Raw genomic sequence first — 26,606 nt, 5'->3', positions numbered from 1 at the left:
AATCTTGCTCCTCAAGCCACGACGCCGGAATGGGCGGCGATCACTTGCAGCGCGCCGGCCGCATTGTGCGCCCAGACGCGCGTAAAACGGAAGTCGCCATGCGTTTCCACGTCGTGATAGCTGCCCGTCAGTTGCATGCGCACGGAAACGACGGCCACGTGGCCGTTGACGCGCACATGGCGCTCGGAGGCGCGCAAGTCCGTGATGGTCAGCAAGCGCTGCTCATGCGCGGCCAGGTCCGCATGCTTGCTCAGCAAATGCCCCAGGTGATTGGTGAACAACAAGTCATCGGCCAGCAAATCTTTCAGTACCGCAACGTCGGAGGCCATCATGGCCAGGCGCAAGCGTTCTTCCGCATCGAGTACCTGCACTTCCGTTAAAGCATTCATCTTTTTCCTTGAAATAATTGGCACGATATTAATAAATAGGCAAAACATGCTGGCATGAAATCATGTTTTTCACAATCCGCCGGAAGACTTATGCCTGTGGAGCATATTCATATAGCGTAATATTCGCAGCGGTATTGCGCAAAACGCCACCATAGTACTGTACAGTGCTTGCCCTTTCGCCCGGGGCAAGAACGAAAGTTACTGGTAGCAAAGTTCCACGCGCTCTCCGCAGTCTCGAATAAAACCAAGATAAGGCCCACTTATGGCAATTAACATCATTCTGAACCTGCTCGTTGCGCTGATCGTCTTCGCCTTCATGTTCCACCAGCAACGCAAACACGCGACGTTTACCGTGCGCGTCTTCACGGGCCTGGGCCTGGGCGTGCTGCTCGGTGCGGCCGTACAGTGGCTGTACGGCGCTGGCTCGCCCATCATCGCCGGCACCAATGAATACATCGACATCGTCGGCAGCGGCTATGTGAAATTGCTGCAAATGATCATCATGCCGTTGATCATGGTGTCCATCATCTCCGCCATATTGAAACTCAAGGACGCGAGTTCCCTGGGCAAGATCAGCGCGCTGACCATCGGCACCCTGCTCATCACCACCACGGTCGCGGCCGCGCTGGGCATTTTGATGGCCAAGCTGTTCGGCCTGACGGCTGTCGGCCTGACGTCGAGCGCCGCCGAAGTGGCGCGCGGCGTGCAGCTGCAAGGCTCGCTGGAAACGGCGAAGGCCCTGTCCCTGCCGAAACTGCTGGTCAGCTTTGTGCCGACCAACCCCTTCCTCGACATGACGGGCGCGCGCAAGACGTCGACCATCGCCGTGGTCGTGTTTTCCATCTTCATCGGCATCTCGGCCACGGGCATTGCCGCCAAGAAGCCGGAAATTTTCGCATCCTTCGAAAACTTCATGAAAGTGGCGCACGCCATCGTCATGCGCATGGTCACCCTGGTGTTGCGCCTGACGCCGTACGGCGTGTTCGCGCTGATGTTTGAAGTGGTGGCCTCGTCGAGCTACACGGACATCTTGAAATTGATCAACTTCGTCGTCGCCTCGTACAGCGCGCTGATCTTGATGTTCCTCGTGCACCTGGCCATCATCGCCGGCGTGGGCCTGAACCCGCTGCGCTTCGTGAAAAAAGTCTTCCCCGTGCTGGCCTTCGCGTTCACCTCGCGCACCAGCGCCGGCTCGATCCCGATGAGCGTGCAGACGCAAACCCAGCGCCTGGGCACACCGGAAGGCATCGCCAACTTCGCCGCCTCGTTCGGTTCCACCATCGGCCAAAACGGCTGCGCCGGCATTTATCCCGCCATGCTGGCAGTCATGATCGCCCCCACCGTCGGCGTCGACCCGTTCACGATCAGCTTCCTGCTGCCATTGCTGGCCATCATCACCATCGGCTCCGTCGGCGTAGCCGGCGTGGGCGGCGGCGCCACGTTTGCCGCCCTGATCGTGCTGTCGGCGATGGACTTGCCCGTCGCGCTGGCCGGCTTGCTGATCTCCGTCGAACCGCTGATCGACATGGGCCGCACGGCCCTGAACGTGAGCGGTTCGATCACGGCGGGCACCGTCACCAGCCGGGTCATGGGACAAACCGACCTGGCCGTCTACAACAGCGACGACGCGCCCGACCTGGACGAAGCGGAACACGCCGCCTAGGAAGTTATCCAGCGCCGCGCCTTGCCGCCTCCCTCTATATTGATTGACAATAAACATGGAGGAAGGCGCAAGGCGATGAAACAGAAATGGCCGCAGCACATCTGGATCGTGCGTCACGGCCAAAGTGCCGGTGACGTGGCGCGCGATGCCGCTGAAGCGGAAAAACAGTTACTGATCGCCATCGCCGAGCGCGATGTCGATACCCCCCTCTCCCAACTGGGCGCGCGCCAGGCGCAAGCCCTGGGCGACTGATTCGCCCCCCTGAACAACAGGCAACTGTCGTGCTGTACTCGCCCTACATGCGGGTGCAGCGGACAGCACAAGCCGTGCTGGCGCGCATCGGTGCGGACAGCCTCCCCTGCGTGGTAGCCGACGAGCGCCTGCGTGAAAGGGAGTTCGGCATCCTCGACCGCTGGAAGCGGCCGGCACACAAGTCACGGCCCAGCCCGACATGCCGGCCGCGCCGAAATCCTGAGCGCGGGGTCATAACGGCATAAAAACAACAGCATAAGCATATCCAGAAAGAATCGTTAGCGCGGGCGGGCGCCTCCCTTAAGCTCATGGCAACTGTTTCCACACTGACACTAATCGAGCCCAAAGGACACCGCCTTGCATCCGCGCCATTCATCCGCCCCCGCCCCCCTTCCCGCCACGCCGCTGCGCGCCATCGTGCTGGCCTGCGCCATGCTGGGCGCACCGTCCGCCTGGGCCCAGGACGCGCAAGCCACCGCCGGCACAGGTGCTGCCGCTGAAACGGCGGGCGCCGGCATCGACCAGGTCACCGTCGTCGGCTCGCGCGCGCGCAACCGCACGGTGTTCGACAGCAGCGTGCCCATCGACCGTTTCGGCGCGCGCGAAGTGAGCAATGCGCTGGCGACGGGCGACGTGGGCGCGGCCCTGCAAAACCTGTCGCCTTCGATCAACTTCCCCCGCATCGAGTCGAGCGGCGCGTCGGACTCCGTGCGCGGCATCCAGTTGCGGGGACTGGCCCCGGACCAGGTGCTGGTGCTGATCAACGGCAAGCGCCGCCACACGAGCGCCGTGCTCGACACGGAAAGCAGCTTTGCCGGCACCGTGCCGGTGGACATCAACGCCATTCCGCCGAACGCCATCGACCATATCGAAATCCTGCGCGACGGCGCCGGCGCCCAGTACGGCAGCGATGCCGTGGCGGGCGTGATCAACATCGTGCTGAAGAAGGCCCGCACGGGCGGCGCCGCGTCCATCAGCTATGGCGCCAACCACACGCATTTCGACCCGACCGATCAAACCCTGACGGATGGCCAGACCGTCATCGTCAACGCCGACTATGGCGTACCGCTGGGCGAGGCGGGATTCTTCCGCTTCGGCGCGGAAACGCGGCGCCGCTCGCCCACGGAACGTGCCGGCCCCAGCGACGCGGGCTGGACTTCCTACAACTTCACGCCAGCCGACCAAGCGCTCGACGGCAAGGTGGTATTCAAGTCGGGCGACTCGCGCCAGCGCAACCACTATCTGTTCTACAACACCCAGCTCACCCTGGATAACGGCCTGGACCTGTATTCGTTTGCCACCCTCAACGAGCGCACATCGGACGGCAGCGCCTACTTCCGCTATCCGGGCGACCCGTCGAATGTACTGGCCCTGTATCCGAACGGCTACCGCCCCGTCACCAACGGCGACAAGCGCGACCTCAGCATCGTGGCCGGCGTGCGCGGCAGCTGGGGCGAGTGGAACTGGGACGCCAGCGCGCGCCACGGCAGCGACCGCTTTGACTACGGCGTGAGCCACTCCGTCAACGCTTCGCTGGGCGCGGCCAGCCCCACGCGTTTCAACCTGGCCGGCTTCGACTTCCGCCAGAACGCCTTGAATCTCGATGCCACGCGCAGCATCGACATCGGCTTGCCCGCCCCCTTGAACCTGGCGGTGGGCGCCGAATGGATGCGCGAAACCTACACCAGCTCGGCCGGCGATCCTGCTTCGTATGCGGCCGGCAGCTTCACGGACGCTCCGCCGGGCGCGCAGGCGGGACCGGGCTTGCGTCCCTCGGACGCCTATGACGGCAGCCGCCAGATCCGCTCCGTGTATGCGGACGTGGAAAGCGACCTCACGCCGCGCCTGCTGGTGGGCGCCGCCGCCCGCTATTCCCACTACAGCGACTTCGGCAGCGCCAGCACGGGCAAGCTGTCGACGCGCTATAAAGTGACGGATAACTTCCTCGTGCGCGGCTCGCTGTCGAACAGCTTCCGCGCGCCGGCCCTCGTGCAGACGGGTTTCCGCTTCGCCACCCTGAACTTCAATGCCGATGGCACGGCCCTGCAAACGGCGGCCCTGCTGCCGGCCAGCGACCCGCTGGCGCGCAGCTTCGGCGCGCAACAGCTGAAACCTGAAAAATCGACCAACGTCTCACTGGGCCTGGCCTGGAAACCGGCCGCCGCCACCAGCGTGACGGTAGACGCCTACGTGATCCGCATCCGCGACCGCATCACGCGTTCGAGCGACTTGCAAAGCGACGCCGTCACGGCCTACCTGGCCGCGAATGACCGCAGCGACATCCAGTCCGTCGCCTACCTGGCCAACCTGCTCGACACCCGGACCAAGGGCCTGGACGTGGTGCTGAACCACGACCTGGCGTTCACCTCAGGCAAACTGAACCTGAATGCGGCGCTGAACCTGAACAAGACCAGCCTCGACAAGGTACGCCAGAGTTCCGCTGCGCTGGCCAACATCGATCCCAGTCTGACCCTGCTGACGGAGACGAGTTTGTTCCGCATCAAACATGCGTCACCCTCCAGCAAATTAATCCTCGGCGCCGACTGGCAGGCGGCCGGCTGGGGCGTGCAAGCGCGCGCCACGCGCTTTGGCGAGCTGAAAGACTTTTCGTATGACAGCGATGCGCCCTTGATCGACGGCATCCCCGCACAACGCTTCGGCGCCGTCTGGTCGCTGGACCTGGAAGGCCAATTGAAACTGAGCAAGCAACTGACCTTGAGCGTGGGCGGCAACAACATCCTCGACCGCTATCCGCAGCGCGTGCGGGAAACGAATAACGCCACGTATGGCGGCGCCCTGCCCTACAATTTCATCAACCCCATCGGCGTCAATGGCGCGTACTTTTACGCTAAATTAAGCTACACGTTCTGACACTGGATACAAAGGAAATCATGATCATCAAACGCCTCTCCCACCTCGTCGCCGGCACCTGCCTGAGCGCCCTCCTGCTGTCGTCCGCCCAGGCTGGCGCGCCGCTGGTGCTGATGACGGACTTCGGCACGGCCGATGGCGCCGTGTCGGCCATGCATGGCGTGGCCTATGGCGTCGATCCGCAGCTGACCATTTCGGACCTGACGCACCAGATTCCCGACTACGACATCTGGCTGGGTGCCTACCGCTTGTACCAGACGGCAAATTACTGGCCGCAAGGCACGGTATTCGTTTCCGTCATCGATCCGGGCGTGGGCACGGCGCGTAAGTCGGTGGTGCTGAAAACCAAGGGAGGGCGCTACTTCGTGGGGCCGGACAATGGCCTGTTCACCCTGATCGCCGAGCGCGACGGCGTGGCCGAACTGCGCGAAATCGATGAAAAGGTCAACCGCCTGGCTGGCTCCGCCGAGTCGTACACCTTCCATGGCCGCGACGTGTACGCGTACGTGGGTGCGCGCCTGGCGTCAGGCGCCATCAGCTATGAACAGGTGGGGCCCCAATTGCCGAGCGAATCCGTGGTGAAGATCGCGTATCAAAAGCCTGTACGCGACGGCAGCACGATTCGCGGCATCGTGCCCGTACTCGACGTCAAATATGGCAATGTGTGGACGAACATTCCGAAATCCCTGCTCGACGAGTTGCAGGTAAAACTGCACGACCCGCTGCAAGTACGCATCTTGCACAAGGGCAAGCAAGTGGCCAAGGTCACGGCGCCGTTCGAGCACACGTTTGGCGGCGTCGCCAAGGGCAAGCCCCTCGTCTACCTGAACAGCCTGCTCGACGTGGCCGTCGCCATCAGCCAGGGCGACTTTGCCGCCAAGCATCACGTCGAGTCGGGCGTGGATTGGGAAGTGGAAGTGAGCAAGGCCCCTGCCGCCAAATAAATCGTCTTGCGCGGCCAGGACGTCCTGTCCTGGCCCACCCCGTATCCCTTGCGGATTTGCGCTGCGTCAAACGCAGCGCGCTCCCTGTCTCCGCCAGCACCGCGCCTGTGCAAGTCCGGTGAACCAGTACCGGCCCGCCTACTCTAAACCTTGCAAGCGATGCCAGCCTTGTTCCAGATGCGCAATCTGGCGAGGCATGCGTTTCCACGACAGTCTTTCACTGAAAAGGAACAATCATGACGGCTCCACTCCTGACCACCAGCAAGCTCGTCCTCGGCAGCGCCATCGTCTGTGCGCTGCTGGGCGGTTGTAACAAGCGCAACGATACCAGCACCACCGCCACGCCCGCCGCCACCGCGCCGGCAACGCCGCCCGCCACCAGCGGCACGTCCGGCACCACGGGCACGACCAATCCGGACGCCACCACGCCGGCCACGCCAGGGATGACACCGGGCACCACCACCAACCCCGATGGCACGACCACCCCGCCCTCCACCACGCCGCCTGGCAATGGCACAGGCACGGGTACAGGAACCACGCCGCCACCGCGCAACAGCTAGCGCGCCGCGTCCTGGCCAACCGGGCAGGCAAAAAAAAAGAGCCCTCCGCGGAAGGCTCTTGAAATACCACGGCGCAGCGCAAGCTGGCCTTGGCCCGGTTTTACTTTTGCAGGCTGACCGACGCCGCCTTCGGCGTGCGGCGTCCCATCAGGAACAGCACGGCCTTTTTCAGCATGCGGTAAGCGAAGCGCACCAGCAGCAGGGTCAGCACGCACTCGATCAAGGTCAAGAGCATGGCTACGGCCACGGGCATGCGCGTAGCGCGGCGGTGGAACTTGGCCACGGCGCCATCGCGGGCGATTTCGATGCTGTCGTAGAAGGTCGGCACGACCAGCAGGGTCAGAATCGTCGAGGTGATGGTGCCGCCGATGATGGCGATCGCCAATGGACGGTAGAACTCGCCGCCCTCGCCCAGGCCCAGCGCCACGGGGAACATGCCGGCGATCAGCGCGAACGTCGTCATCAGGATGGGGCGCAGACGCATGCGGCCCGCATACATCAGCGCGTCTTCGCGGCCATGGCCCTCTTCCTCGCGCTTGCGCGCCGCGTCCAACAGCAGGATGGCGTTCTTGGCGACCAGCCCCATCAGCATGATGATGCCGATAAAGCTCATCAGGTTGAGGGTGTTATTCGTGATCACCAGCGCCACCACCACGCCGATCAAACTGAGCGGTAAGGACATCATCACGGCCACCGGCGCGGTGAAGGAACCAAACTGCATCACCAGGATCAAATACATCAGGCCGATACCCATCACCAGCGCGATCAGCATTTCCGTGAACAGCTCTTGCTGATCCTGGCCGGCGCCGCCCAGCGCCAGGCCGTAGCCGGGCGGGAAGTCGATGGAGTTGGCCAGTTTCATGGCGTCGCTCGTCACTTCGCCATTCGAGCGGCCTTGCGCATTGGCCGACACGGTAATCGTGCGCTTGCCATTCTTGTGTTCGATGCCGGAAGGGCCCTTGCCCATGGTGATGGTGGCGATCTGGTCGAGCGGGACCATTTGCGAAGTCCCCGTCACGCTGATCGGTAGGCGCTCGATGTTTTCCGATGCCACGCGGTCATCGGGATGCAGGCGCACGGCCACATCGCGCGTTTCGCCCGTCGGATCGACCCAGTCGCCCACTTCCACGCCGGCGAAGGCCACGCGCAACGATTGCGCCGCGTCATTGACGGAAATACCCATCGAGTTGGCCAGGCCACGGTTCAGCTCGATCTGCAGCTCGTTCTTCGGGTCTTGCTCGGACAGGCCCACGTCGACGGCGCCGGGAATGGCACGCAGCTTGTCCATATAGGCATTCGTGATTTCCATCAGTTTGCGCGAATCCGGGCCCGTGAATTCCACCTGGATCGGTTTTTGCGAACCGTTGCTCAAGTCATCCTGCACCACGTATTCGGCCCCCACCAGGCGGGACATCTTTTCGCGCAGCTCGACGGCGATTTCCTTGGCCGAACGCTTGCGGGTATTGCGCTTGCCGATGTCAACATACACTCTTCCGCCGCCTGCATTGATGGAACTGTTGGTATCCTTGGTTTCAGGCAAGGTACGCGCCAGCACGGCCGCCGCTTCCAGTTTCAAACGCGAATACTCAATGCTGCTCGATGATGGGGTGCGCACATTGATCATCAAGTTGCCCGAATCGGATGCTGGCAGGAAACTCGTGCCGCCATGGGTAGCGTGCAGGACGATGGCGCCCACCAGGCTGCCGAAGGCGATCACGGCCATCCAGCGGCGATGATGCAGGGCCCAGGCGATCACGCGGCCATAACGGTCGGCCTGGTGGTCGAACCAGTGGTTGAATTTTTCCAGTACGCGGCCGATGCCTTTTTTCGGCGCCGAGTGTTCCTCGACCGGGTCGCCCCAGTAAGCCGACAACATCGGATCGAGCGTAAACGAGATGCCCAGGCTGACGAGCACCGAACACGTCACCGTCAAGGCAAACGGACGGAACCATTCGCCGGAAATGCCGGGCATGAACGCGACGGGAATGAAGACGGCGATGATGGAGAAGGTCGTGGCGGCCACGGCCATGCCGATCTCGGCCGTGCCTTCCAGCGCGGCCGTGCGGCGGTCCTTGCCCATCTGCATGTGGCGCACGATGTTTTCACGCACCACGATGGCATCATCGATCAGCACGCCAATGGCCAGCGACAAGCCCAGCAAGGTCATGAAATTCAGGGTAAAGCCGCACAGCCACACGGCAATGAAGGCGGCAATCACGGAGGTAGGCAGGCTCAGCGCCGTGATCAGGGTCGAACGCCACGAGTTCAGAAAGGCGTAGACGACGAAAATCGTCAGCACGGCGCCCAGTACCAGCGATTCGATCACGTTGTTCAAGCTATGCTGGGCGTTTTCGCCGCCGTCGCGCGTCACTTGCAGGATCGTGCCTTTCGGCAAGGTCTTGTTGATTTCCGCCACCATGTCGCGGATCTTGTTGGCCACGCTGACGGTGGAGGCGTCGCGCACGCGGGTGATCGAAATGCCCACGTTGGGCTTGCCGCTGCGCATGCTCAGGCTGTTGACTTCGGCAAAGCCATCTTCGATGGTGGCCACTTGCGCCAGACGGACGATTTCCTCGCCGCGGCGCTTGATCACCACTTTTTCGAAGTCGCTAGGCGACTCGATGCGGCCAACGAGGCGGATGCTTTTCTCGTCCAGGGTGCCGCGCACCTTGCCCACGGGCGCATTCGTGTTCTGGTTGCGCAGAGCGGTGACGACGTCGCTGACGGAAACATTGTATTCACGCAACTTTTCCGCCCGCAGCAGCACGGACAGTTCGCGCTTGAGCGAACCGCCCACGTTGACCAGCGCCACGCCATCGACGGTGCGGAAGCGGTCCGACAGCACGTCCTCGGCCAGGCGCGAAATTTCCGCATGGCTTTGCGTATTCGACGACAGGGCCAGCTGCATGATGGGCTCGGCAGCCGGATCGATGCGCTGCAGGATAGGTTCGCGCATTTCCGTCGGCAACTTGTAGCGCACGGCGGCAATCGCATTGCGGATATTGTCGGACGCTTCGATCAAATTGGTATTGAAGGAAAACTTCAGGAAGATGCTGGCCGAACCTTCATTCGAATCGCTGTTGACTTCGGTCACGCCGGAAATGCTTTGCAAGGACTTTTCCAGGCGGTTCACCACTTCGCGCTCGACCGTGTCGGGCGACGCGCCAGGGTAAGGAATGCTGACGACGATGAACGGTACCTCGACGTCCGGGTTCTGGTTGACGCGCAATTTCTTGAGCGCCAGCAAGCCGACGCACATCATGGCCAGGATCAGGACGATGGTGGCGGTGGGCCGCTTGATACTGAAATCGGAAAGGAACATGGCTTAGTTTCCTTTACCGGCAACGGCGGTGCTGCTGCTGGCCACGGCGGCGGCTGGCACGGCCTTGGCGGCCGTCAATTCCACTTTCTGGCCATCCTTGAAGGTCGAGCCCGGCGTGCGCAGCACGGTATCGCCGCTGGCCAGGCCGCTTTGCACTTCCCACTGGCCCGTGCGCACGTCGCGCGCGCCGATGCGCAAGTTGACTTTATGCAAGGCCTTGTCCTTGACTTTCCACGTGTACGTGACGTCGCCCGCTTTCACCAGGGCCGAGTCGGGGATCATCAGCGCGCTGACGGTTTCCGTCTCGATACGGCCTTCCGCATACAGGCCGGCCACGCGCGGTTGTTCCTTGTCATTGAAATCGACGAGCACGGCTACCTGGCGCGTGACGGCGTTGGCGGCCGGATCGACGCGGCGCACCTTGCCAGCGAAATCCTGTCCCGGATAACCATTGATGCGGAACAATACGGGCTGGCCCACCTTGACGACGCCGATCTTGTCGGCCGACACCAGGCCTTCCAGGCGCATGCTGGTTGGATCGATGACCTTGATCAATTCCTTGCCGATTTGCGCCGTATCGCCATTCGATACCTTGCGCTCGCTCACGATGCCGTCGAACGGCGCGCGCACGAGGGTGCGCTGCAACTGCTGGCGCGCTTGCACGGCGCGGCTTTTCGCGGCGGACAGATCGCTTTGCGCATTGTTGCGGCGGATTTCCGCGTCTTCCAGCGCCTGCGTCGACGTCATGCCCGAAGCGCGCAGGGTTTTCATGCGCTGGAACATACGTTCGGACTGCTCCAGCACCTGGCCGGCGGCGCGGCTGGCTTCCTCGGCCGAATTGAGGCCGTCGCGGATGGACGTTTCGTCCAGGCGCACCAGCACGTCGCCCCGCTTGACGATTTCACCATTTTCCTTCATGACCTGGATCACCACGGCCGACACTTCGGCGCGCAAATCCGCGTTGCGCTCGGGTTGCACGGAGCCGGTGATGACCGGCCCCGACGCCAGCGCATTGCTCTGGATGGTCAGCAAGTCTTCCGGGGACACGAGCAAATTGGCGGCAGCGCCCGCCTGTTCCTTGGCATTCTTGCCGCCCTTGCCGGGATCTTTGGACTCTTTGCCGCAGGCGGCCAGGGCAGAAGCGATTGCCAGAACAAACAGGGTTTTGCGCAACATGGGTAATTCTCCGGATAGATAGCACCACTACCGTTCCCGCGGCCCGGATAGGGCTGCAAGCGATAGCAGGCATAATATTTTTATTAAAACCACAAGCGCCAAAGTATCCATGAGCGCATCCGGGCATGTCAATCGGCGGTTTCCTGTAATGCTTTAATCAATGGATGAAACGTAGTTTTTACGCCCTGAAACGCAAAACCCCGCCTTGAAGCGGGGTTTTGCGTTTCAGGGGAAGCGAACTTAGCGGCCGAAAACGGTGTTGATCAGGAAACCGATGGCCACGCCCGTGCACAGGCCGCCGGCGATTTCCACCAGGGTATGGCCCATGCGCTCGCGCAACCAGGTATGCGCGGGGCTGGCCGCTTCCTTGGCCAGGCGGTTGATGGCGGCCGCCTGCTTGCCCACGTGCTGGCGCAGGCTGTTGGCGTCGATGATGACGATGAAGGCCAAGGTCACGGCCACGCCGAAGGCGGGATGGCCGATGCCTTCGCGCAAGGCGATCAGGGTCGCCATGCTGGACACGACGGCACTATGGTTGCTGGGAAAGCCGCCATTGCCGACCAGGCCGAACGCCCATTGCCGCGTGCGGACACTGTTGATCAGGAATTTGATCGGTCCGACCAGGATCCAGGTGATCAGGGGCGTGACGAGGTAAGCGATATCCACGGGGTATTCCTTCTTATATATGTATAGGGTGTGTCAGGGGAGACAGGCGCGCCGCAATTATCGCAGAACATCCGCGCCAGCAGAACTGTCTGTCGTCAGCCTATAAAACGCCGCCCCCGGCGGCAACTAATATAAAATCATGGCATATACAACAATTGACGTATATCAACACTCAGTGCGGCGCACACAGCGGCGCGGATAATCAAACGTCTTCATATTTGCAACGGGGTACTCATGCGGCATTTCAGAATTTCCTTTTTAGTCACTTTTATCCTGATGGCTGTATCAGGCTGGTGGGGTTACAGCCATAGTGGCATGCCGGGCCTGATCCAGGCGCTGTGGATCACGGGCGTGCTGGGCATCATGGAAGTGTCGCTGTCGTTCGACAATGCGGTGGTGAATGCCTCGGTCTTGCGTCACTGGAATGAATTCTGGCAAAAACTGTTCTTGACGGTAGGTATCCTCGTGGCCGTCTTCGGTATGCGGCTGCTGTTTCCATTGGTCATCGTTTCCGTCGCCACGGGCCTGGGCCTCGTCGACGTATGGACCATGGCCACCACGACGCCCGATGTGTACGCCAAGCACCTGACGGACAACCATGCGCAAGTGGCAGCCTTCGGCGGCGCCTTCCTGCTGCTGGTGTTCCTGAACTTCCTGTTCGACGACGAGAAGGAATTGCACTGGCTGGGCTGGGCCGAGGAAAAAGTCAACGCGCTGGGCACGGAAAGCCTGGCCGTGCTGATCACCATGGGTGCCGTGGCTGCCTGCGTGGCCATGGGCCCCGTGGAACAAAAATACAGCGTGCTCGCGTCGGGCATCGTCGGCATCGCCGTCTACATCGGCGTGAACTGGATCAGCGGCTTGCTGGAAGAAGGCGAACCGGACTTGCAGGATGACGCAGAAGAAAACGCCGCGCCGGCCAGGAACGGCAATGGCGACCTGGTAAAAACCGTGGCGCGCGGCAGCATCGGCGGCTTCCTGTACCTGGAAGTGCTGGACGCCTCGTTCAGCTTTGACGGCGTGATCGGCGCGTTCGCCATCACCAACGACGTCGTCATCATCATGCTGGGCCTGGCCATCGGCGCCATGTTCGTGCGCTCGATGACGGTATACCTGGTGCACAAGGGCACGCTGGACGAATTCGTCTACCTGGAGCACGGCGCCCACTATGCGATCGGCATCCTTGCCTTGATCATGCTGGCGTCCGTCAAGTACCATATTCCGGAGTGGTTCACGGGCCTGTCGGGCGTGGCCTTCATCCTGGTCTCGCTGTGGTCATCCTTGCGTTATCGCAAACGGCACGCGGCACAAGCTTGAAATCGGGGGTTCCGCCCCCATTTGAGGAAGTAATGGCACGAGCGCCTTGCGCTCATCCCATGAAGGCATGTTTAACAACGCCTGACAAAACCGTAGCGAGTGGAAGGAAGTTGTGGCAGAGAAGCGCAACTGTACGAAGGTACAGTGAGCATCGCAGGCCGCAAATTACGACGCGCAGTAGGTTTTGATTGGCGTTTTGAGTTAATTACTGAAAAGGAGCACCACATGGCAATCAGTTTGCAAAAAGGCGGCAACGTCAACCTGAGCAAGGAAGCACCGAACCTGAAGAAGATCATCGTCGGCCTCGGCTGGGATCCTCGTTCGACGGACGGCGCCACCTTCGACCTTGACGGTAGCGCTTTCCTCCTGAAAAGCGACGGCAAAGTCCGTGGCGACTCTGACTTCATTTTCTACAACAACCTGAAGTCGACCGACGGCTCCGTCGTCCACACGGGTGACAACACCACGGGCGAAGGCGAAGGCGACGATGAGCGCATCGAAATCGACCTGACCCGCGTGCCAAACGACATCGACCGCATCAGCATCACCGTCACCATTCACGATGCCGACGCGCGCCGCCAGAACTTCGGCATGGTTTCGAAAGCCTTCATCCGCTGCCTGAACGCGGAAGGCGAAAAAGAAATCGCCCGCTACGACCTGTCCGAAGACAGCTCGACGGAAACGGCGATGATCTTTGGCGAAATCTACCGCTACAACGGCGAATGGAAGTTCAAGGCTATCGGCCAGGGCTTCAACGGCGGCCTGGGCCCCCTCGCCCGTTCGTTCGGCGTCAATGCCTAACATTCACGCTCGTTAAACCTGCTGGCCGCTCATTGAGCGTGCCCGCTACGGTTTTCCGGGGTGAATTGTATAAATGTCATATCATCACTGCCGCCTGCACAGTTCAGGCGGCTTTTTTTTGGAGATTTATCATGCCAGTATTTAGTGTCACGGGCGACGTCGATCCTTTCCTCCACGTCAGCATGAAACAGGGAGAAACCATCTATTGCGAATCCGATGCGATGGTGATGATGGAAACGGCGTTGGACTTGAAAGGCAAGATGACGGGCGGCCTGGGCAGCGCCATCATGCGCCGCTTCGCCAACGGCGAATCGTTCTTCCAGCAGCACATCGAAGCGGTGCGCGGCAGCGGCGACTGCCTGCTCTCGCCCACCCTGCCGGGCGCCATCGAAGTGGTCGACGTGGGCGCGCGCCAGTACCTGCTCAACGACGGCGCCTTTGTCGCCGCCACCTCGGGCACGGAAATGAAGGTGCGCACGCAAAGCATCGGCAACGCCTTGTTCGCCCAGTCGGGCGGCTTCTTCGTCATGGAGACGGCCGGCACGGGACAAGTGGTGGTGTCGGGCTTCGGCTCCATGTTCCAGCTCGACGTCGAGCCGGGCAAGGATGTCGTGATCGACAATTCCCACGTCGTGTGCTGGGACAATAGCCTGAAATACGAGATTTCCGTGACCACGGGCGGCGGTTCGGGCGGCGGCGGCATCGGCGGCTTCCTCGGCAATATCGTCAACAGCGTGACCAGCGGCGAAGGCATCGTGCTGCGCTTTTCCGGCTCGGGCAAGGTGTTCATCTGCTCGCGCAACCGCGACGCCTTCCTCAAATGGACGGCATCCGGCAAGGCCGGCTGATTCCCCCTCCTTTCTAAGGCCAGGTTAAGTCTGGCCGCTTAGAATCCCCGCGCGCGCACCTGCGCGCGGCTTCCCCCTATTTCCACCCGGTCCCCGTACATGCAAAGAGTCTGGTTCAACAAAACATTTTCCTCGGTCGGCACGGCCATGCGCCTGATCCGCGAGGCCGATATGGCCGCGACAAACGGTGCGCCCCGCTATCACCTCGTATGCAGCAATACGAACGCGCACGCGGCCGCCTTCCTGGCGGCCCACGAATACGCGGTCGAACCGTCCGGCCTCACGGGTCTCGATTATGTCGCGTGGTGCCTGGAATTTTGCCGCGACCGGGGCATCACGATTTTCTGGCCCGGCAAGGAAGCTGGCCTGATCGGCAGCGCCAGCGCGCGCTTCGCCGCCATCGGCACGCGCGTGCTCAGCGTGGCCAGCGAAGAGACCTTGACCCTGATGCATGACAAGGCGCGCTTCTGCGACGGCCTCGATCTGCCCATGGCGCGCCCTGCCGACTACCGCGCCGTCACAAACATCGCCGAATACGACGCCGCCTGCGCCGAACTGCGTCCGCTGCATCGCAAGCTGTGCATCAAGCCGTCCGAATCCGTGTATGCCCTGGGCTTTGCCATTCTCGATGAAGAGCGCACCAGCGCCCAGCTGCTGCTGGCCGGCGCCGCCTACCAGATCAATGCGCAAGAGCTGCGCAACGGCCTGGCGCAGATGGCATCGTTCAAGACCCTGCTGCTGATGGAATACCTCGATGGCCACGAATACAGCGCCGACTGCGTCGCCGACCAGGGCAAGCTCATTTGCGCCGTGCCGCGCAAGAAACTGCACGGGGGCGGCAGCGGCCAGCTGATCGAGCTGCGCGCCGACTTGCTGGCGGCCTGCGACAAACTGGCGCGCGACTACCGCCTGAATGGCGTCTTCAACATCCAGTTCCGCGAAGGCGCGAATGGCCTGGCCTTGTTGGAGATCAACCCGCGCATGTCGGGCGGCATCGGCATGGCGTGCGCGGCCGGTCCCAACCTGCCCTACCTGGCGCTGGCCGGTTTCGACCAGGGCTTTGACAAGCTCACCGTGCCCGCCATCCAGGAAGGCATGCGCGTGGGCGAAGCCGCCTACGCCGTGGAGCTGCCATGAACCTCGTCAAGCAGCAGATGCCCACGGGCGAACTGACCTTGAAAGTGGACGAGGCGCGCTTTCCGCTGGATTGGCTGATCGGCTTTGCCGCGCGCGCCAACGCCAAGCGGGGCTTTTTGTTCCTGTCCAAGGTGCTGGGCAAGCACTGGCCCGTCACGCCGCGCGCCATGCAAACCATCCACGACGACCTGGCCGCGCAGATTCCCCCCAGCCTGCCCGGTCCCGTGGTCTTCATCGCCATGGCGGAAACGGCCGTCGGCCTGGGCCAGGGCGTGTTCGAGGCATGGCTGCGCGCCAATCCGAATGGCAAGGCCCTGTTCTTGCACAGCTCGCGCTACCGCGTGGGCAGCGTGCCCTTCTTCGAATTCGAGGAATCGCACAGCCACGCGCCGCGCCAGTTCCTGCATTTGTCGGACGCGGCCAGCGCCCTGTTTTCCACTGCGCGCAGCCTGGTGCTGATCGACGATGAAGCGTCGACCGGCAACACCTTCGCCAACCTGGTGCAAGTGTGCCGCGCGCGCTATCCGCAGCTGGAAAAACTGCACCTGGGCGTGATCACCAATTTCATGGGCCAGGCAGCCAACGCGGGCTTGAGTGAGCGTTTCGGCCTGCCCACCAGCATAGGCGCAGCCTTGTCCGGCCACTACGCCTTCCAGGCCGGCGCTGCGCCGGCACCCGTGGCGGCCAGCGCGCAGCGCTTCGAGGCGAATGCGGAACGGGGCGCCAGCCCCGCGTTCGGGCGCATCGGCGTGGGCCGCGCCTTGAATCCGCCGCAAGGCCTGGCGGTGCAGCTGGCGCAGGAAATCGGCGCCGGCGATTCCGTGCTGGTGCTGGGCACGGGCGAATTCATGCATCCATCGTTCCTGCTGGCGCGCGAATTGGAAAGCCTGGGCAAGAACGTGGTGGTGCAATCGACCACGCGCTCGCCCATCCTGTCGTGGGGTTCCGTCGGCCACATCGTCCGCTGCGACGACAATTACGGCGAAGGCATCGCCAATTACCTGTACAACGTGGCGCCTGGCCAGTACCAGCACGTTTTTATCTGCCATGAAACCCCGGCCAGCCCGGCCCTCATGCAACTCGCCGGCCAGTTGAATGGCCGCCTGTTCCACTTTCAGTCAGAGACCAAAATTGAAGAAATTCCTGTTTGTTGATCTGGACGACACACTGTTCCAGACCCCGAAAAAATGCGCCGGCGAGACCGACCTGCAGCCTGCCGCCTATCTGAAAAATGGCGACGCCTGCTCGTTTACGACGGCGCGCCAGCGCGCCTTCTTTGACTTTGCGCAAAGCGGCATGACCCTGATTCCCGCCACGGCGAGAAATGGCGACGCCTTCCGCCGGGTCGACCTGCCGTTTACCAGCTACAGCGTACTCGATTACGGCGGCATCGTGCTGCAGCCGGGCGGCGCACTCGATGCGGGCTGGCTGTCCCTGATGCAGGACGACATGCAGACGGCCTTGCCCGGCCTGCGGGACGCCATGCGCATCATCGACGATTTCCAGGCCAAAACGGGCATGCCCTCGCGCGCGCGCCTGATCGAGGACTACAACACGCCGTTCTACATCGTCGTCAAGGACCATGAAGCGCGCGGCGAGCGCCTGGCCGACATTGAAGAGCAGGTGCTGCAGCAGTGGATCGCCACGGAAGGCAGCGACTACTTCATCCACCGCAACGGCAACAACCTGGCCGTGCTGCCGAAGACCCTGAACAAGGCGCGCGCCGTGGCTTACCTGCGCGCGGAACTGGAAGCCGAACACGGCCCCATCGTCAGCTTCGGCATGGGCGACAGCCGTTCGGACGCCCGCTTCATGGCCGCCTGCGACTACGCCATCATCCCCAACGGCACCCAGCTGGCGGCACTTACGGTGGCGGCGCTATGACCAGGCAGCATTTCAGCGGCAGCTACCGGCAGGAAGACGTGGAATTTTTGCTCACGCCGATGGCGCTCGAACCCATCCTCGACCTGGCCGAAAAGGAGCGGCTGATCCAGTCGGGCCAGCGCCACTACAGCGAAATGCTGTCACCCGAGTCCTTGCCCTCGCCCGCCTACCTGGCCCTGTTCCAGAGCGCGTTCGCGGCCAACCGCCTGCAGATGGCGCGCGACTGCCTGCGCCTGGCGGCCCTGATCGCGGCGCGCCGCACGGGGCCCATCACCCTGGTGTCGCTGGCGCGCGCCGGCACGCCCGTGGGCGTCATCCTGGGCCATTTGCTGCGCCAGGTGTTCCAGCGCGAGTGCCAGCATTATTCCGTCTCCATCATCCGCGACCGCGGCATCGACGCGAACGCCCTGCAGCACATCCTGGCGCAGGGCCACAGTGACGCCTCTCTCGTCTTCGTCGACGGCTGGACGGGCAAGGGCGTGATTTCGCGCGAACTGCGCCAGACCGTCAACGACTTCAACGCGGCGCATGGCACGGCCATCGACGGCGGCCTGTTCGTGCTGTCCGACCTGGCCGGCACGGCCGCCTGCGCCGCCTCGGCCAGCGACTACCTGATCCCGTCAAGCATTTTGAATGCCACCGTCTCGGGCCTGGTCAGCCGCTCCGTGTTGAATGAAGCCATCGGCCCGGACGACTTCCACGGCTGCGTGTACTACGCGCAGTTCGAACAGCACGACCAGTCGCGCGCCTTCGCCGACGGCCTCGTGGCCGACGCCGTGGCGATTGCCGCCAGCAGCGGCATCCCGCTGGCCGAAGCGAGCGATGCGCCAGCCATGGCGGCCCGCTCGCAAGCCTACATGGCCGCGGCACAGCAAGAGTACGGCATCAGCGACATCAACCTGATCAAGCCAGGCATCGGCGAAGCGACCCGCGTGCTGCTGCGCCGCGTGCCCGAGCGCCTGATCGTGCGCGACACGAATGCGCCGGACGTGGCACATTTGCTGCTTCTGGCGCAGGAAAAAGCCATACCCGTCACAGTAGAACCGGCGCTGCCTTACCAGGCGGTCGCCCTTATCAGGAGCGCAGTCGATGGATAACAACTCCCTACACCCGCAAAGCAAACACAAGGCGGCGCTGGGCGCCTCCATGTATGTGCCGACCACGCACAAGGACTTGCTGGCGATCGCCAATGGCGACAAATTCAGCCATTTGCGTTCGGTCATACTTTGCACCGAAGACGCCATCGCGGAACGCGACCTCAGTTACGCCCTGTTCAATTTGTCGCTGGCGCTGCAAAACATGGGTGCCGAATCGGATACCTTGCGCTTCGTGCGCGTACGTAATCTCGAAGTGCTGGCGCGCGTACTGTCCATGCCCGGCGCCGACAAATTGAGCGGCTTCGTGCTGCCCAAGTCCACGCGCCACAACTTCGCCGCGTATTTCGAGCTGGTGCGCCACACGCACCATTTGCTGATGCCGACCCTGGAAACGGCGGAAGTGTTCGACGACGAGGAGATGAAGCAGTTCCGCCTCCTCCTGTCGGCGCCGGAAGTGCGCCGCCGCATCCTGGCCCTGCGCATCGGCGGCAACGATCTGCTGGCCCTGCTGGGCTTGCGCCGCCCTACCAGCGGCACCATCTATTCAACCCCGCTGGGACAGGTCATCGGCCGCCTGGTGACCATCTTCAAGCCGCACGGCTTCCAGCTGACGGCGCCCGTCTTCGAGCACCTGTCGCAAGGCAGCTGGCTGGACGCGGAAGTGGCGCAGGACATGGCGCACGGCATGATCGCCAAGACGGCCATCCACCCGGACCAGGTGCCGCAGATCGAACGCCACTACCAGGTGGCGCAGTCGGACATCGAACTGGCGCTGCGCATCATCGATCCGGACAGCCCGGCCGTGTTCCGCATGCAGGAATCGATGTGCGAAGTGGCCACGCACAGCAGCTGGGCGCAGCGCATCATCGAGCAGGCGCGCCTGTTCGGCATCCGCCACGCGGCCGACACGGCGCCGGCGCACGCACCGACTACCTCATTGACTCAACTCTCAAGCGACGAAGGGATTGCACGACCATGACCAATTTCACACGCGGACAAAAAGGCAAACTGGCTGACCTGGGCTTGAATGGCCCGTTTGCCGTCACGCTCGATATCGTATCGGGTTCGATGGAAGTGGACGTCAGCTGCTTCGGCGTCGATGCGGCCGGCAAGCTGTCGGACGACCGCTACATGGTGTTCTTCAACCAGAAAAGCGCGCCGGACAACGCCATCACAGTGGAGCTGAACGGCCCCCGCTCCACCTTCCAGGTCGACCTTTCCCGCCTGCCCGCCTCCATCGACAAGCTGGTCTTCACGGCGGCGACGGAACAGGGCAGCATGCGCGCGCTGGGAAATTCCAGCATGGCGCTGGGCCAGGCGGCCACGTTTGCCTTCACGGGCAATGACTTCCAGGACGAAAAAGCCGTCATCATCGGCGAACTGTATCGCCGCGACGGCAGCTGGCGCTTCGGCGCCGTGGGCCAGGGTTTCGCGGGCGGCCTGGCGGCGCTGCTGAAGCACTTCGGCGGCAGCGAGGCGGCGCAATCGTCCCCGGCGCCGGTTCCCGTGCCTGCGCCAGCGGCCCCGCCGGCGGCGAATAAAATCTCGCTGTCGAAGATCCGCCTGGAAAAGCGCGGCGACAAGATTTCGCTCGACAAGCGCGACAGCGGCGGCTATGGCCGCATCCGCGTCAACCTGAACTGGAACCAGAACGCGTCGCAGGGCCAGGCGCCCGCCTCGAAGCTGGACACGGGCTTCCTCGGCAAGCTGTTCAACAAGCCGGCCGGCCGTGCGGGCGGCATCGACCTCGATATCGGCTGTCTGTTCGAAATGAGCAACGGCGCCAAGAGCGCCGTGCAGGCGCTGGGCAACAGCTGGGGCGCATATGACCGTCCGCCGTACATCCACCTGGAAGGCGACGACCGCACGGGCAGCGTCAGCAGCGGCGAAAACATCTTCATCAACGGCACCCATTTCGACCAGATCAAGCGCGTGCTCGTGTACGCGTTCATCTACGAAGGCGTGCCGAACTGGGCCGCCACGGATGGCGTCGTGACGATCGAGATTCCCGGCCAGCCAACCGTGGAAGTGCGCCTCGACAGCGACAGCCAGCACGCCATGTGCGCCATCGCCATGCTGGAAAACCACGGCGGCAACCTGCAGGTGACAAAATTGGTGGAATACTTCGGCGGCCAAGGTAAAATCACGGCGCACCAGGCGATGGACGAGCGCTACAACTTTGGTCTCAACTGGAAAGCCGGACGGAAAGATTAATTCTTTCTCCAATTAAACAATTCACCTCCCAACATGACCCCAACGACCAAAAAAGTCACCTTCGCCTTCGCCATCTTCCTCGTGGCCGGCTTCCTGCTGCTGGCAGCCTACACGTGGATGGCCCTCAGCTTCTCGTACTCGGAAGGCGAACGGGCGGGCTACCTGCAAAAGTTCTCCAAGCGGGGCTGGATCTGCAAGACATGGGAAGGTGAATTGCTGCTGACGGCGCTGCCGGGCACCATCCCGGAAAAATTCCAGTTCAGCGTGCGCGATGAAGAAGTGGCGAAGCAATTGACGGCGGCCGCCGGCAAGCGCATCCTCGTCACCTACAGCCAGCACAAGGGCGTGCCCACGCAATGCTTCGGCGAGACGGAATATTTTGCCGATAAAGTCGTATTGAGCCAGTAATAAGACAGCAATACGCCCGCAAGTCCAGCAATCCCGCGCCGGCCAGCCCTTCCAGGCCGGCGCCTCACACATTCTCACTTTCTTGTACACTTGTGACGAGTTCTGGCTGAACAGTTTACAAATGTAGTCAATGTGCAAGATTCTTGTGCCATCGCATGTCGCTCCGCCAGCCGATCGTTAGCGTGTATTCACCCGTCACTGGAAACGTCATGCGCATACCATTCATCGCCCTGGCGCTGCTGGCCGCCTCGCACCCCCTGTCCGCCCGGGCACAGGACTTGTCCGGCATGGCCGGCGCCCTGAAAGTCAGCTCGACCAGTGAGCGCACCTTTGTGGCCGCCGTCAGCTACACGCAGCCGGTGGGCAACTACAATGCCGTCAGCCTGTCCTACATCAACGAGGGCCATCCGCAAGACCATCACCGCGACGGCATGGCAGGCCAGGCCTGGCTGCGCACGAAAAAAGTGGAGCAAGGCCTGATGCTGGGCGCCGGCGTGGGCCGCTACTTCTTCTTCGACACGGCCAGGACCGACGACGGCCTGCATAACTTCGACAATGACCACGGCTGGGGCTCCATCGTCAGCCTGCAGGCACGCTGGCAATTCGACAACCGCTGGTATGCGCAAGCGCAGCTCAACCGCATCAAGCCGGACGGCAAGGACAACACCACGCACCTGCTGCTCGGCGCCGGCTACCGCTATGACGGCGTGCCGGGCGCCAAGCTGCACTTGCAAAACTGGGCGTACGACGACACCTTGACCTTGGCGACGGGCCACACCATCGTCAACAGCCTGCGCTCCGAGTCCTCGCGCCCCTTCACCCTGGAATACCGGCGCGCGGCGGGAAAATACGTGGACTGGACCATCACCGCCCTCGATGAAGGCAACACCGACCTGGCGCACCGGCGCGGCGCGGCCGCCCAGCTGTGGCTGATCCGCTCGCTCAATGAAAAGGTGGAATTCGGCATGGGCGGCGGCCCCTACGTGGCGTGGGACGGGCGCGACAGCCAGGGCCACGGCACGCGCCTGACAGGCTTGCTGTCGGCCGTGGCCCGCTACCACGTCGACCGCCGCTGGGTGGCGCAAGTGGCGTGGAACCGGGTCATCACCGATTATCACCGCGATGCGGATGTGCTACTGGTGGGGGTGGGACGGAAGTTTTGAGGGAGATGCAGACGTAACCCAAACCTGGGACTGGGGTCGGTCGCAGCGCGATTGGAACGCAGTCCATTGGACTGCGTTTCCCCGTTAAGGTCCGACCCCGGGTGTTATCGGGTTTTCAGGCCTTCAACGTGAGCGCCAGACGGCTCCCGCGTCATTCGGCTGCGTCAGGCGCTCGATCACTTCGCGCGTCAAACTGGCCGAACTGACTTGTTCGGCTTTCGCGCGGGCGGCGCTCAAGGAGCTGGAAAACGCGCTTTGCGGCTGCTCCAGGCTGGCGCGCAGGGCGGCCAGTTCGCGCTCCTGCTGCTGCGCGCGCGCCGTTTCCATCTCCAGCAATTGCTGCTTGGCCTCGGCCATCGCGCGCGTGGTCTCCGCCGCCTTGCGCTGCAGGGCGGCGTGGGCCTGGGCGCTGGCCAGCAAGGCTTGCTGTGCAGCAAGCTTCTCACTGGCGGCCTGCTGCGCGGCCAGTTCCAGCTGCTCGCGCTGGCGCATGGCGTCCAGCGCCTGCTGTTCCAATACGGCGCGCGCGTCGGCTGCCGCCGTCGCCTGCTTTTCCGCTTCCAGACGACCCGCGATGGCTTGCGAGGCGCGCTCTTCGGCGCCGCTGGTCTGGCGCTGCTGCACCAGTTTTTGCGCAATCAGCGCCAGCGACTCGCGTTCGGCCGCGACGAAATCGCGCTCGGACGCCAGCAGCGCTTCGGCGGCTTGCGCCTTGTCTTCTTCCACGCGGGCGCGCTCGCTGTGCACCTGCCCCAGTTCCACGGCCAGGCGCGCCTGCGCCTGCACGGCTTGCGCGGCGGCGGCTTTCTGCTCGCCTTCGACCAGCGCCTGGTCCATCAGGATGCGGATCGCGTCGGCTTCTTTTTGCGCCGCTTCCTGCAAGGCCAGTTCGGCCGCATGCTGGCCGCGCAGCAGTTCAGCCTGCGCGCCTTCGGCAGCGATGCGTTCCTGCGCCGCGTTGCACGCCAGCGCTTCCGCTTCCAGTTTCTCTTTCAAGGCGGCGATGGCAGCTTGTTCGGCGGCCAGGCGTTCCTGTTCCGCCTGCAGCAGCTGCTCGGCCTGCAAGGCTTTTTCCTGCGCCAGTTGCGCTGCCTGTTCCTGCGCGGCTAAAGTTGCTTTCCCGGCATCGACCTCGGCCTGCTCGGCGTCGTTCTGGCTGGCCGCCAGTTCCGCCGCCTGGCGCGCCAGTTCGGCTCGTTCATGCGCCAGGCTGGCGGCGCGCTGCTGCTCTTCCAGTTCGCGGGCCGCCGCGACGGCAGCTGCCTGCTCGGCCGCTTCGCGTGCCTTGGTCTGTTCCAGTGCGGCCGTTTCCGCCTCCAGCTTGGCATGGCCGGCGATTTCCGCATCCTGTTCGGCGGTGACGCGGGCCAGCGCCACGGCGCGCAGCTGGCGGTCCACCTCGATGCGCGCCTCGGTGGCGGCCAGGATACGCACGTCGGCATCGCGGCGCGCTTGCGCGCTGGCCACGGCGACCATTTCCAGGCGCTCGCGGTGGATGGCCGCGTCGCGCAATTCCTTTTCCGTCTGCAGGCGCAAACGCAGGGATTGCGCCGCGTGGCGTTCCGATTCCGCCTGCGCCAGGGCGATGGCTTCGCGTTCCTGCTCCAGGTGCGCCAGCGCGCGCGCTTCTTCCAGGGCGCGCACTTCGGCGGCGGCGCGGTTGAAGGCCGATTCCAGCGCGATCTGGTCGGCGCGCTCGCGCTGCACCGTCAAGTCCAGCGCTTCGCTTTCCGCCTCGGCCAGCATCTGCGCCGTCTGGCGCGCACCGTGCGCATGGCGTTCGCGCTCGCGGGCCAGCACGGCGACTCTGGCGTCGGCCGAGGCGATGCCCACCATTTCTTCCTTGGCCGCCTGCACGGCGGCGACGCGCTCGACGGCCTGCAGGCGCGCCTGCTCCGTCTGCACCTGCAATTCTTCGGCGGCGCGGGCGGCCTGTTCGGCCAGTTCCGACTGCACGGCCACCTGCTCGCTGGCGCGCAAGCGGCTTTCCTGTTCGGCGCGCGCACGCTGTTCGGCGGCCAGGCGGATTTCATTGTCCGACTCCACGCGGGCGCGCAGTTCGGCCGTTTCCTGCTTGACGGCTTCCAGGCGGGCCACGCTGGCTTGCGCGGCGGCGCGCATGGTATCGAGACGTTCACGGTTGGCGGCAATCGCCTCTTCGGCCGCCTGCGCATTTTGCTGCGCGGCCGCAGCGGCGGCGGCGTCGATGGCGGCGCGGTCCTCGGCCAGCGAGCGCACGCGCGCCTCGGCCAGCGCCCGGCTTTCGGCGGCGCAGGTGGCCTTCGCTTCCGCTTCCACGCGGGCAATCGCCTCGTGGATGGCTTTCAATTCCATTTTCTGGCGTTCGGCGGCGGGCGCCCTGGCGTCGGTTTCCGCTGCCGGTTCGGCTTGCGGTTCGGGCATCGCGGCGACGGGAACCTCAGGAACAGCTGCTGGCGCAGGTACGTCAACCTTGCGCTCTAGGTCCTTGAAATCATGCAGCGAGACCATGCTGTCCTGGTCGAACTCGTCGTCTGCGGAATACGCGACGGTGAGGGAGGCGGCCTGGCGCTGATTTTGCTGTGCTTGCATGATTTCTCGCTTATTCGGGTGAATTCCGTTGCTTATGGGAATTTATTACCACCATTATCGAACAGGCATGCACAAATCAGCGCGGCAAGAAGAGCCTGTTTTACCGCTCTTTTCAGGATTTGCCAGGGATTTAAGCGTCCGAGAAAATGCTCAGGGCAAGGCGCATTGCCGAAGGCAGTACGAATAGTACGCCTAGGCAATGCAACGCCGCCATGGGTGTTTTATCGCGCGCTTAAACAGGCCACAATGGCGCTTCATCCATCAAGGCCACCTGTTCGCGCAACTCGAGGATGCGGTCCTGCCAGTAGCGCTGCGTGTTAAACCACGGGAAGGCGACGGGGAAGGCGGGATCGTCCCAGCGGCGCGCCAGCCAGGCCGAATAATGGATCAGGCGCAGGGTGCGCAGCGCTTCGACCAGGTACAACTGGCGCGGGTCGAAATCGCAAAAATCTTCGTAGCCGGCCAGGATGTCGCTCATCTGGCGCACCATGTCGCCCCGCTCGCCCGACAGCATCATCCACAGGTCCTGGATGGGCGGGCCCATGCGGCTGTCGTCGAAATCGACGAAATGGGGGCCCGCATCCGTCCACAGCACGTTGCCGCCATGACAATCGCCATGCGTGCGCAGCACGGCCACGTCGCCCGCGCGGTCATAGCAGCGCTTGACGCCGTCGAGCGCCTGCTGTGCCACGCTGGAATACGCAGCCAGCAGTTCGGGCGGCAAGAAATTACCTTCCAGCAAGAATTCACGCGGCTCGACGCCGAACGTCTGGTGATCGAGCGCCGGCCGCTCCTTGTAGGTGGACAGCGCGCCGACGGCGTGGATACGGCCGATGAAGCGCCCTATCCATTCCAGGGTCGCCGGGTCGCCCAGCTCGGGCGCGCGGCCGCCGTGGCGGGGGAAGACGGCAAAGCGGAAGCCCTGATACTGGTGCAGGGTGCTGCCGTTGATTTCCAGCGCCGGCACCACCTGGATTTCGCGCTCGACCAGTTCGGACACGAACGCGTGTTCTTCCAGGATGGCCGTATCGCTCCAGCGCACGGGGCGGTAGAACTTGGCCACCAGGGGCGCGCTGTCTTCGATGCCCACCTGGTAGACGCGGTTTTCATAGCTGTTCAGGGCCAGCAGACGGCCATCACCGCGCAGCCCCACGCTGTCGAGGGCGTCGAGCACGCAATCGGGGCTCAGGGCGGAAAAAGGATGGACGGGCCGGTCGTCCTCGTGCGGCTGGTTTTCATTGTGCATAAGCGACATTGTAAGGCGCGCGCGGGCCGCCGGTGCAAACACTTCGGTGATGAAGCGCCGCAAGGCGTATACTGGCG

At 63.3% G+C, this 26,606-nt stretch carries 23 protein-coding genes; 17 read left to right on the top strand and 6 right to left on the bottom strand.

Translation table 11 applies throughout. The features are described from left to right. Positions 1-11 precede the first annotated feature (11 nt). On the bottom strand, positions 12-389 hold the full coding sequence (locus O3299_RS00235) for a nuclear transport factor 2 family protein (RefSeq protein ID WP_305053557.1): 378 nt from the start codon (positions 387-389) through the stop codon (positions 12-14). A 262-nt stretch (positions 390-651) separates the two neighbouring features. Here O3299_RS00235 and O3299_RS00230 point away from each other — a divergent pair, with 262 nt between their 5' ends. The 6 genes from O3299_RS00230 to O3299_RS00205 all read left to right on the top strand — a co-directional run bounded on the left by O3299_RS00230 (position 652) and on the right by O3299_RS00205 (position 6,679). Then, positions 652-2,052, top strand: coding sequence for an L-cystine transporter (locus tag O3299_RS00230; protein WP_251350914.1), 1,401 nt, complete (start codon positions 652-654; stop codon positions 2,050-2,052). Positions 2,053-2,127: 75 nt separating this feature from the next. Then, entirely contained in the window at positions 2,128-2,304 is a 177-nt protein-coding gene (locus tag O3299_RS00225) for a histidine phosphatase family protein (RefSeq protein WP_257218695.1), read from the top strand. Positions 2,305-2,351: 47 nt separating this feature from the next. Beyond that, the gene (locus tag O3299_RS00220) at positions 2,352-2,549 is read left to right on the top strand and encodes a histidine phosphatase family protein (protein ID WP_251350957.1); all 198 of its coding nucleotides are present in this window, start codon (positions 2,352-2,354) and stop codon (positions 2,547-2,549) included. 112 nt (positions 2,550-2,661) lie between these two features. Next, positions 2,662-5,175, top strand: a complete 2,514-nt coding sequence (locus O3299_RS00215; RefSeq protein ID WP_305061238.1) for a TonB-dependent siderophore receptor — start codon at positions 2,662-2,664, stop codon at positions 5,173-5,175. Positions 5,176-5,195: 20 nt separating this feature from the next. Further along, the gene (locus O3299_RS00210) at positions 5,196-6,119 is read left to right on the top strand and encodes an S-adenosyl-l-methionine hydroxide adenosyltransferase family protein (protein WP_305061237.1); all 924 of its coding nucleotides are present in this window, start codon (positions 5,196-5,198) and stop codon (positions 6,117-6,119) included. A 236-nt stretch (positions 6,120-6,355) separates the two neighbouring features. Further along, positions 6,356-6,679, top strand: coding sequence for a hypothetical protein (locus O3299_RS00205; RefSeq protein ID WP_305061236.1), 324 nt, complete (start codon positions 6,356-6,358; stop codon positions 6,677-6,679). A 100-nt stretch (positions 6,680-6,779) separates the two neighbouring features. Here O3299_RS00205 and O3299_RS00200 read toward each other — a convergent pair whose 3' ends face one another. The 3 genes from O3299_RS00200 to O3299_RS00190 all read right to left on the bottom strand — a co-directional run bounded on the left by O3299_RS00200 (position 6,780) and on the right by O3299_RS00190 (position 11,843). Next, positions 6,780-10,001, bottom strand: coding sequence for an efflux RND transporter permease subunit (locus O3299_RS00200; RefSeq protein WP_305061235.1), 3,222 nt, complete (start codon positions 9,999-10,001; stop codon positions 6,780-6,782). A gap of 3 nt (positions 10,002-10,004) precedes the next feature. Continuing rightward, a complete protein-coding gene (locus O3299_RS00195; RefSeq protein ID WP_077401247.1) occupies positions 10,005-11,177 on the bottom strand; it encodes an efflux RND transporter periplasmic adaptor subunit in 1,173 nt (390 codons plus the stop codon). Positions 11,178-11,417: 240 nt separating this feature from the next. Beyond that, positions 11,418-11,843: a divergent PAP2 family protein gene (locus tag O3299_RS00190; RefSeq protein WP_289899324.1), complete on the bottom strand. Its 426-nt coding sequence runs from the start codon at positions 11,841-11,843 to the stop codon at positions 11,418-11,420. A 234-nt stretch (positions 11,844-12,077) separates the two neighbouring features. Between O3299_RS00190 and O3299_RS00185 the strand changes: the two genes are divergently transcribed. The 11 genes from O3299_RS00185 (at position 12,078) to O3299_RS00135 (ending at position 22,712) form a co-directional block, all read left to right on the top strand. Next, positions 12,078-13,160 (top strand): DUF475 domain-containing protein, encoded by a 1,083-nt coding sequence (locus O3299_RS00185; protein ID WP_305061234.1) that lies wholly within the window; start codon positions 12,078-12,080, stop codon positions 13,158-13,160. Between the two features lie 225 nt (positions 13,161-13,385). Next, positions 13,386-13,961 carry a TerD family protein gene (locus O3299_RS00180; RefSeq protein ID WP_086146096.1) on the top strand — a complete coding sequence of 192 codons (576 nt, stop codon included), beginning with the start codon at positions 13,386-13,388 and terminating at the stop codon, positions 13,959-13,961. A 131-nt stretch (positions 13,962-14,092) separates the two neighbouring features. After that, the gene (locus O3299_RS00175) at positions 14,093-14,809 is read left to right on the top strand and encodes a TIGR00266 family protein (protein ID WP_070224704.1); all 717 of its coding nucleotides are present in this window, start codon (positions 14,093-14,095) and stop codon (positions 14,807-14,809) included. 99 nt (positions 14,810-14,908) lie between these two features. After that, positions 14,909-15,946 (top strand): ATP-grasp domain-containing protein, encoded by a 1,038-nt coding sequence (locus tag O3299_RS00170; RefSeq protein WP_305061233.1) that lies wholly within the window; start codon positions 14,909-14,911, stop codon positions 15,944-15,946. Further along, on the top strand, positions 15,943-17,100 hold the full coding sequence (locus O3299_RS00165) for a phosphoribosyltransferase domain-containing protein (protein WP_305061232.1): 1,158 nt from the start codon (positions 15,943-15,945) through the stop codon (positions 17,098-17,100). Before O3299_RS00170 ends, O3299_RS00165 begins: the two co-directional genes overlap by 4 nt. Beyond that, on the top strand, positions 17,078-17,830 hold the full coding sequence (locus O3299_RS00160) for an HAD family hydrolase (RefSeq protein WP_305061231.1): 753 nt from the start codon (positions 17,078-17,080) through the stop codon (positions 17,828-17,830). Before O3299_RS00165 ends, O3299_RS00160 begins: the two co-directional genes overlap by 23 nt. Then, a complete protein-coding gene (locus tag O3299_RS00155) occupies positions 17,827-18,927 on the top strand; it encodes a cysteine protease StiP family protein (protein ID WP_305061230.1) in 1,101 nt (366 codons plus the stop codon). Before O3299_RS00160 ends, O3299_RS00155 begins: the two co-directional genes overlap by 4 nt. Next, positions 18,920-19,906 carry an HpcH/HpaI aldolase/citrate lyase family protein gene (locus tag O3299_RS00150; protein ID WP_305061229.1) on the top strand — a complete coding sequence of 329 codons (987 nt, stop codon included), beginning with the start codon at positions 18,920-18,922 and terminating at the stop codon, positions 19,904-19,906. The genes O3299_RS00155 and O3299_RS00150 overlap by 8 nt, the downstream gene beginning before the upstream one ends. Next, a complete protein-coding gene (locus O3299_RS00145) occupies positions 19,903-21,141 on the top strand; it encodes a TerD family protein (protein WP_305061228.1) in 1,239 nt (412 codons plus the stop codon). Before O3299_RS00150 ends, O3299_RS00145 begins: the two co-directional genes overlap by 4 nt. 33 nt (positions 21,142-21,174) lie before the next feature. After that, positions 21,175-21,549, top strand: coding sequence for a hypothetical protein (locus O3299_RS00140; protein WP_046682297.1), 375 nt, complete (start codon positions 21,175-21,177; stop codon positions 21,547-21,549). Positions 21,550-21,758: 209 nt separating this feature from the next. Next, positions 21,759-22,712, top strand: coding sequence for a hypothetical protein (locus tag O3299_RS00135; RefSeq protein WP_305053567.1), 954 nt, complete (start codon positions 21,759-21,761; stop codon positions 22,710-22,712). Between the two features lie 123 nt (positions 22,713-22,835). Here O3299_RS00135 and O3299_RS00130 read toward each other — a convergent pair whose 3' ends face one another. Both O3299_RS00130 and O3299_RS00125 read right to left on the bottom strand, forming a co-directional pair. Beyond that, a complete protein-coding gene (locus tag O3299_RS00130; protein ID WP_305061227.1) occupies positions 22,836-25,283 on the bottom strand; it encodes a hypothetical protein in 2,448 nt (815 codons plus the stop codon). A gap of 232 nt (positions 25,284-25,515) precedes the next feature. Beyond that, on the bottom strand, positions 25,516-26,529 hold the full coding sequence (locus O3299_RS00125; protein WP_305061226.1) for a serine/threonine protein kinase: 1,014 nt from the start codon (positions 26,527-26,529) through the stop codon (positions 25,516-25,518). Positions 26,530-26,606 lie beyond the last annotated feature (77 nt).

The sequence above is a fragment of the Janthinobacterium sp. SUN176 genome, assembly GCF_030587335.1.
Classification (GTDB): Bacteria; Pseudomonadota; Gammaproteobacteria; order Burkholderiales; family Burkholderiaceae_D; genus Janthinobacterium; species Janthinobacterium kumbetense.
The sequence above is the reverse complement of the archived record's forward strand: the minus strand, read 5'-3'. Positions and strand labels throughout refer to the sequence as shown.

Bases quoted from the DNA above. Each gene is read 5' to 3' on its own strand.
- O3299_RS00175 (WP_070224704.1), top strand. From the start codon at position 14,093: ATGCCAGTATTTAGTGTCACGGGCGACGTCGATCCTTTCCTCCACGTC.
- O3299_RS00130 (WP_305061227.1), bottom strand. From the start codon at position 25,283: ATGCAAGCACAGCAAAATCAGCGCCAGGCCGCCTCCCTCACCGTCGCG.
- O3299_RS00235 (WP_305053557.1), bottom strand. From the start codon at position 389: ATGAATGCTTTAACGGAAGTGCAGGTACTCGATGCGGAAGAACGCTTG.
- O3299_RS00220 (WP_251350957.1), top strand. From the start codon at position 2,352: ATGCGGGTGCAGCGGACAGCACAAGCCGTGCTGGCGCGCATCGGTGCG.
- O3299_RS00165 (WP_305061232.1), top strand. From the start codon at position 15,943: ATGAACCTCGTCAAGCAGCAGATGCCCACGGGCGAACTGACCTTGAAA.
- O3299_RS00140 (WP_046682297.1), top strand. From the start codon at position 21,175: ATGACCCCAACGACCAAAAAAGTCACCTTCGCCTTCGCCATCTTCCTC.
- O3299_RS00180 (WP_086146096.1), top strand. From the start codon at position 13,386: ATGGCAATCAGTTTGCAAAAAGGCGGCAACGTCAACCTGAGCAAGGAA.
- O3299_RS00225 (WP_257218695.1), top strand. From the start codon at position 2,128: ATGAAACAGAAATGGCCGCAGCACATCTGGATCGTGCGTCACGGCCAA.
- O3299_RS00195 (WP_077401247.1), bottom strand. From the start codon at position 11,177: ATGTTGCGCAAAACCCTGTTTGTTCTGGCAATCGCTTCTGCCCTGGCC.
- O3299_RS00205 (WP_305061236.1), top strand. From the start codon at position 6,356: ATGACGGCTCCACTCCTGACCACCAGCAAGCTCGTCCTCGGCAGCGCC.
- O3299_RS00145 (WP_305061228.1), top strand. From the start codon at position 19,903: ATGACCAATTTCACACGCGGACAAAAAGGCAAACTGGCTGACCTGGGC.
- O3299_RS00200 (WP_305061235.1), bottom strand. From the start codon at position 10,001: ATGTTCCTTTCCGATTTCAGTATCAAGCGGCCCACCGCCACCATCGTC.
- O3299_RS00170 (WP_305061233.1), top strand. From the start codon at position 14,909: ATGCAAAGAGTCTGGTTCAACAAAACATTTTCCTCGGTCGGCACGGCC.
- O3299_RS00210 (WP_305061237.1), top strand. From the start codon at position 5,196: ATGATCATCAAACGCCTCTCCCACCTCGTCGCCGGCACCTGCCTGAGC.
- O3299_RS00155 (WP_305061230.1), top strand. From the start codon at position 17,827: ATGACCAGGCAGCATTTCAGCGGCAGCTACCGGCAGGAAGACGTGGAA.
- O3299_RS00135 (WP_305053567.1), top strand. From the start codon at position 21,759: ATGCGCATACCATTCATCGCCCTGGCGCTGCTGGCCGCCTCGCACCCC.
- O3299_RS00185 (WP_305061234.1), top strand. From the start codon at position 12,078: ATGCGGCATTTCAGAATTTCCTTTTTAGTCACTTTTATCCTGATGGCT.
- O3299_RS00230 (WP_251350914.1), top strand. From the start codon at position 652: ATGGCAATTAACATCATTCTGAACCTGCTCGTTGCGCTGATCGTCTTC.
- O3299_RS00150 (WP_305061229.1), top strand. From the start codon at position 18,920: ATGGATAACAACTCCCTACACCCGCAAAGCAAACACAAGGCGGCGCTG.
- O3299_RS00125 (WP_305061226.1), bottom strand. From the start codon at position 26,529: ATGCACAATGAAAACCAGCCGCACGAGGACGACCGGCCCGTCCATCCT.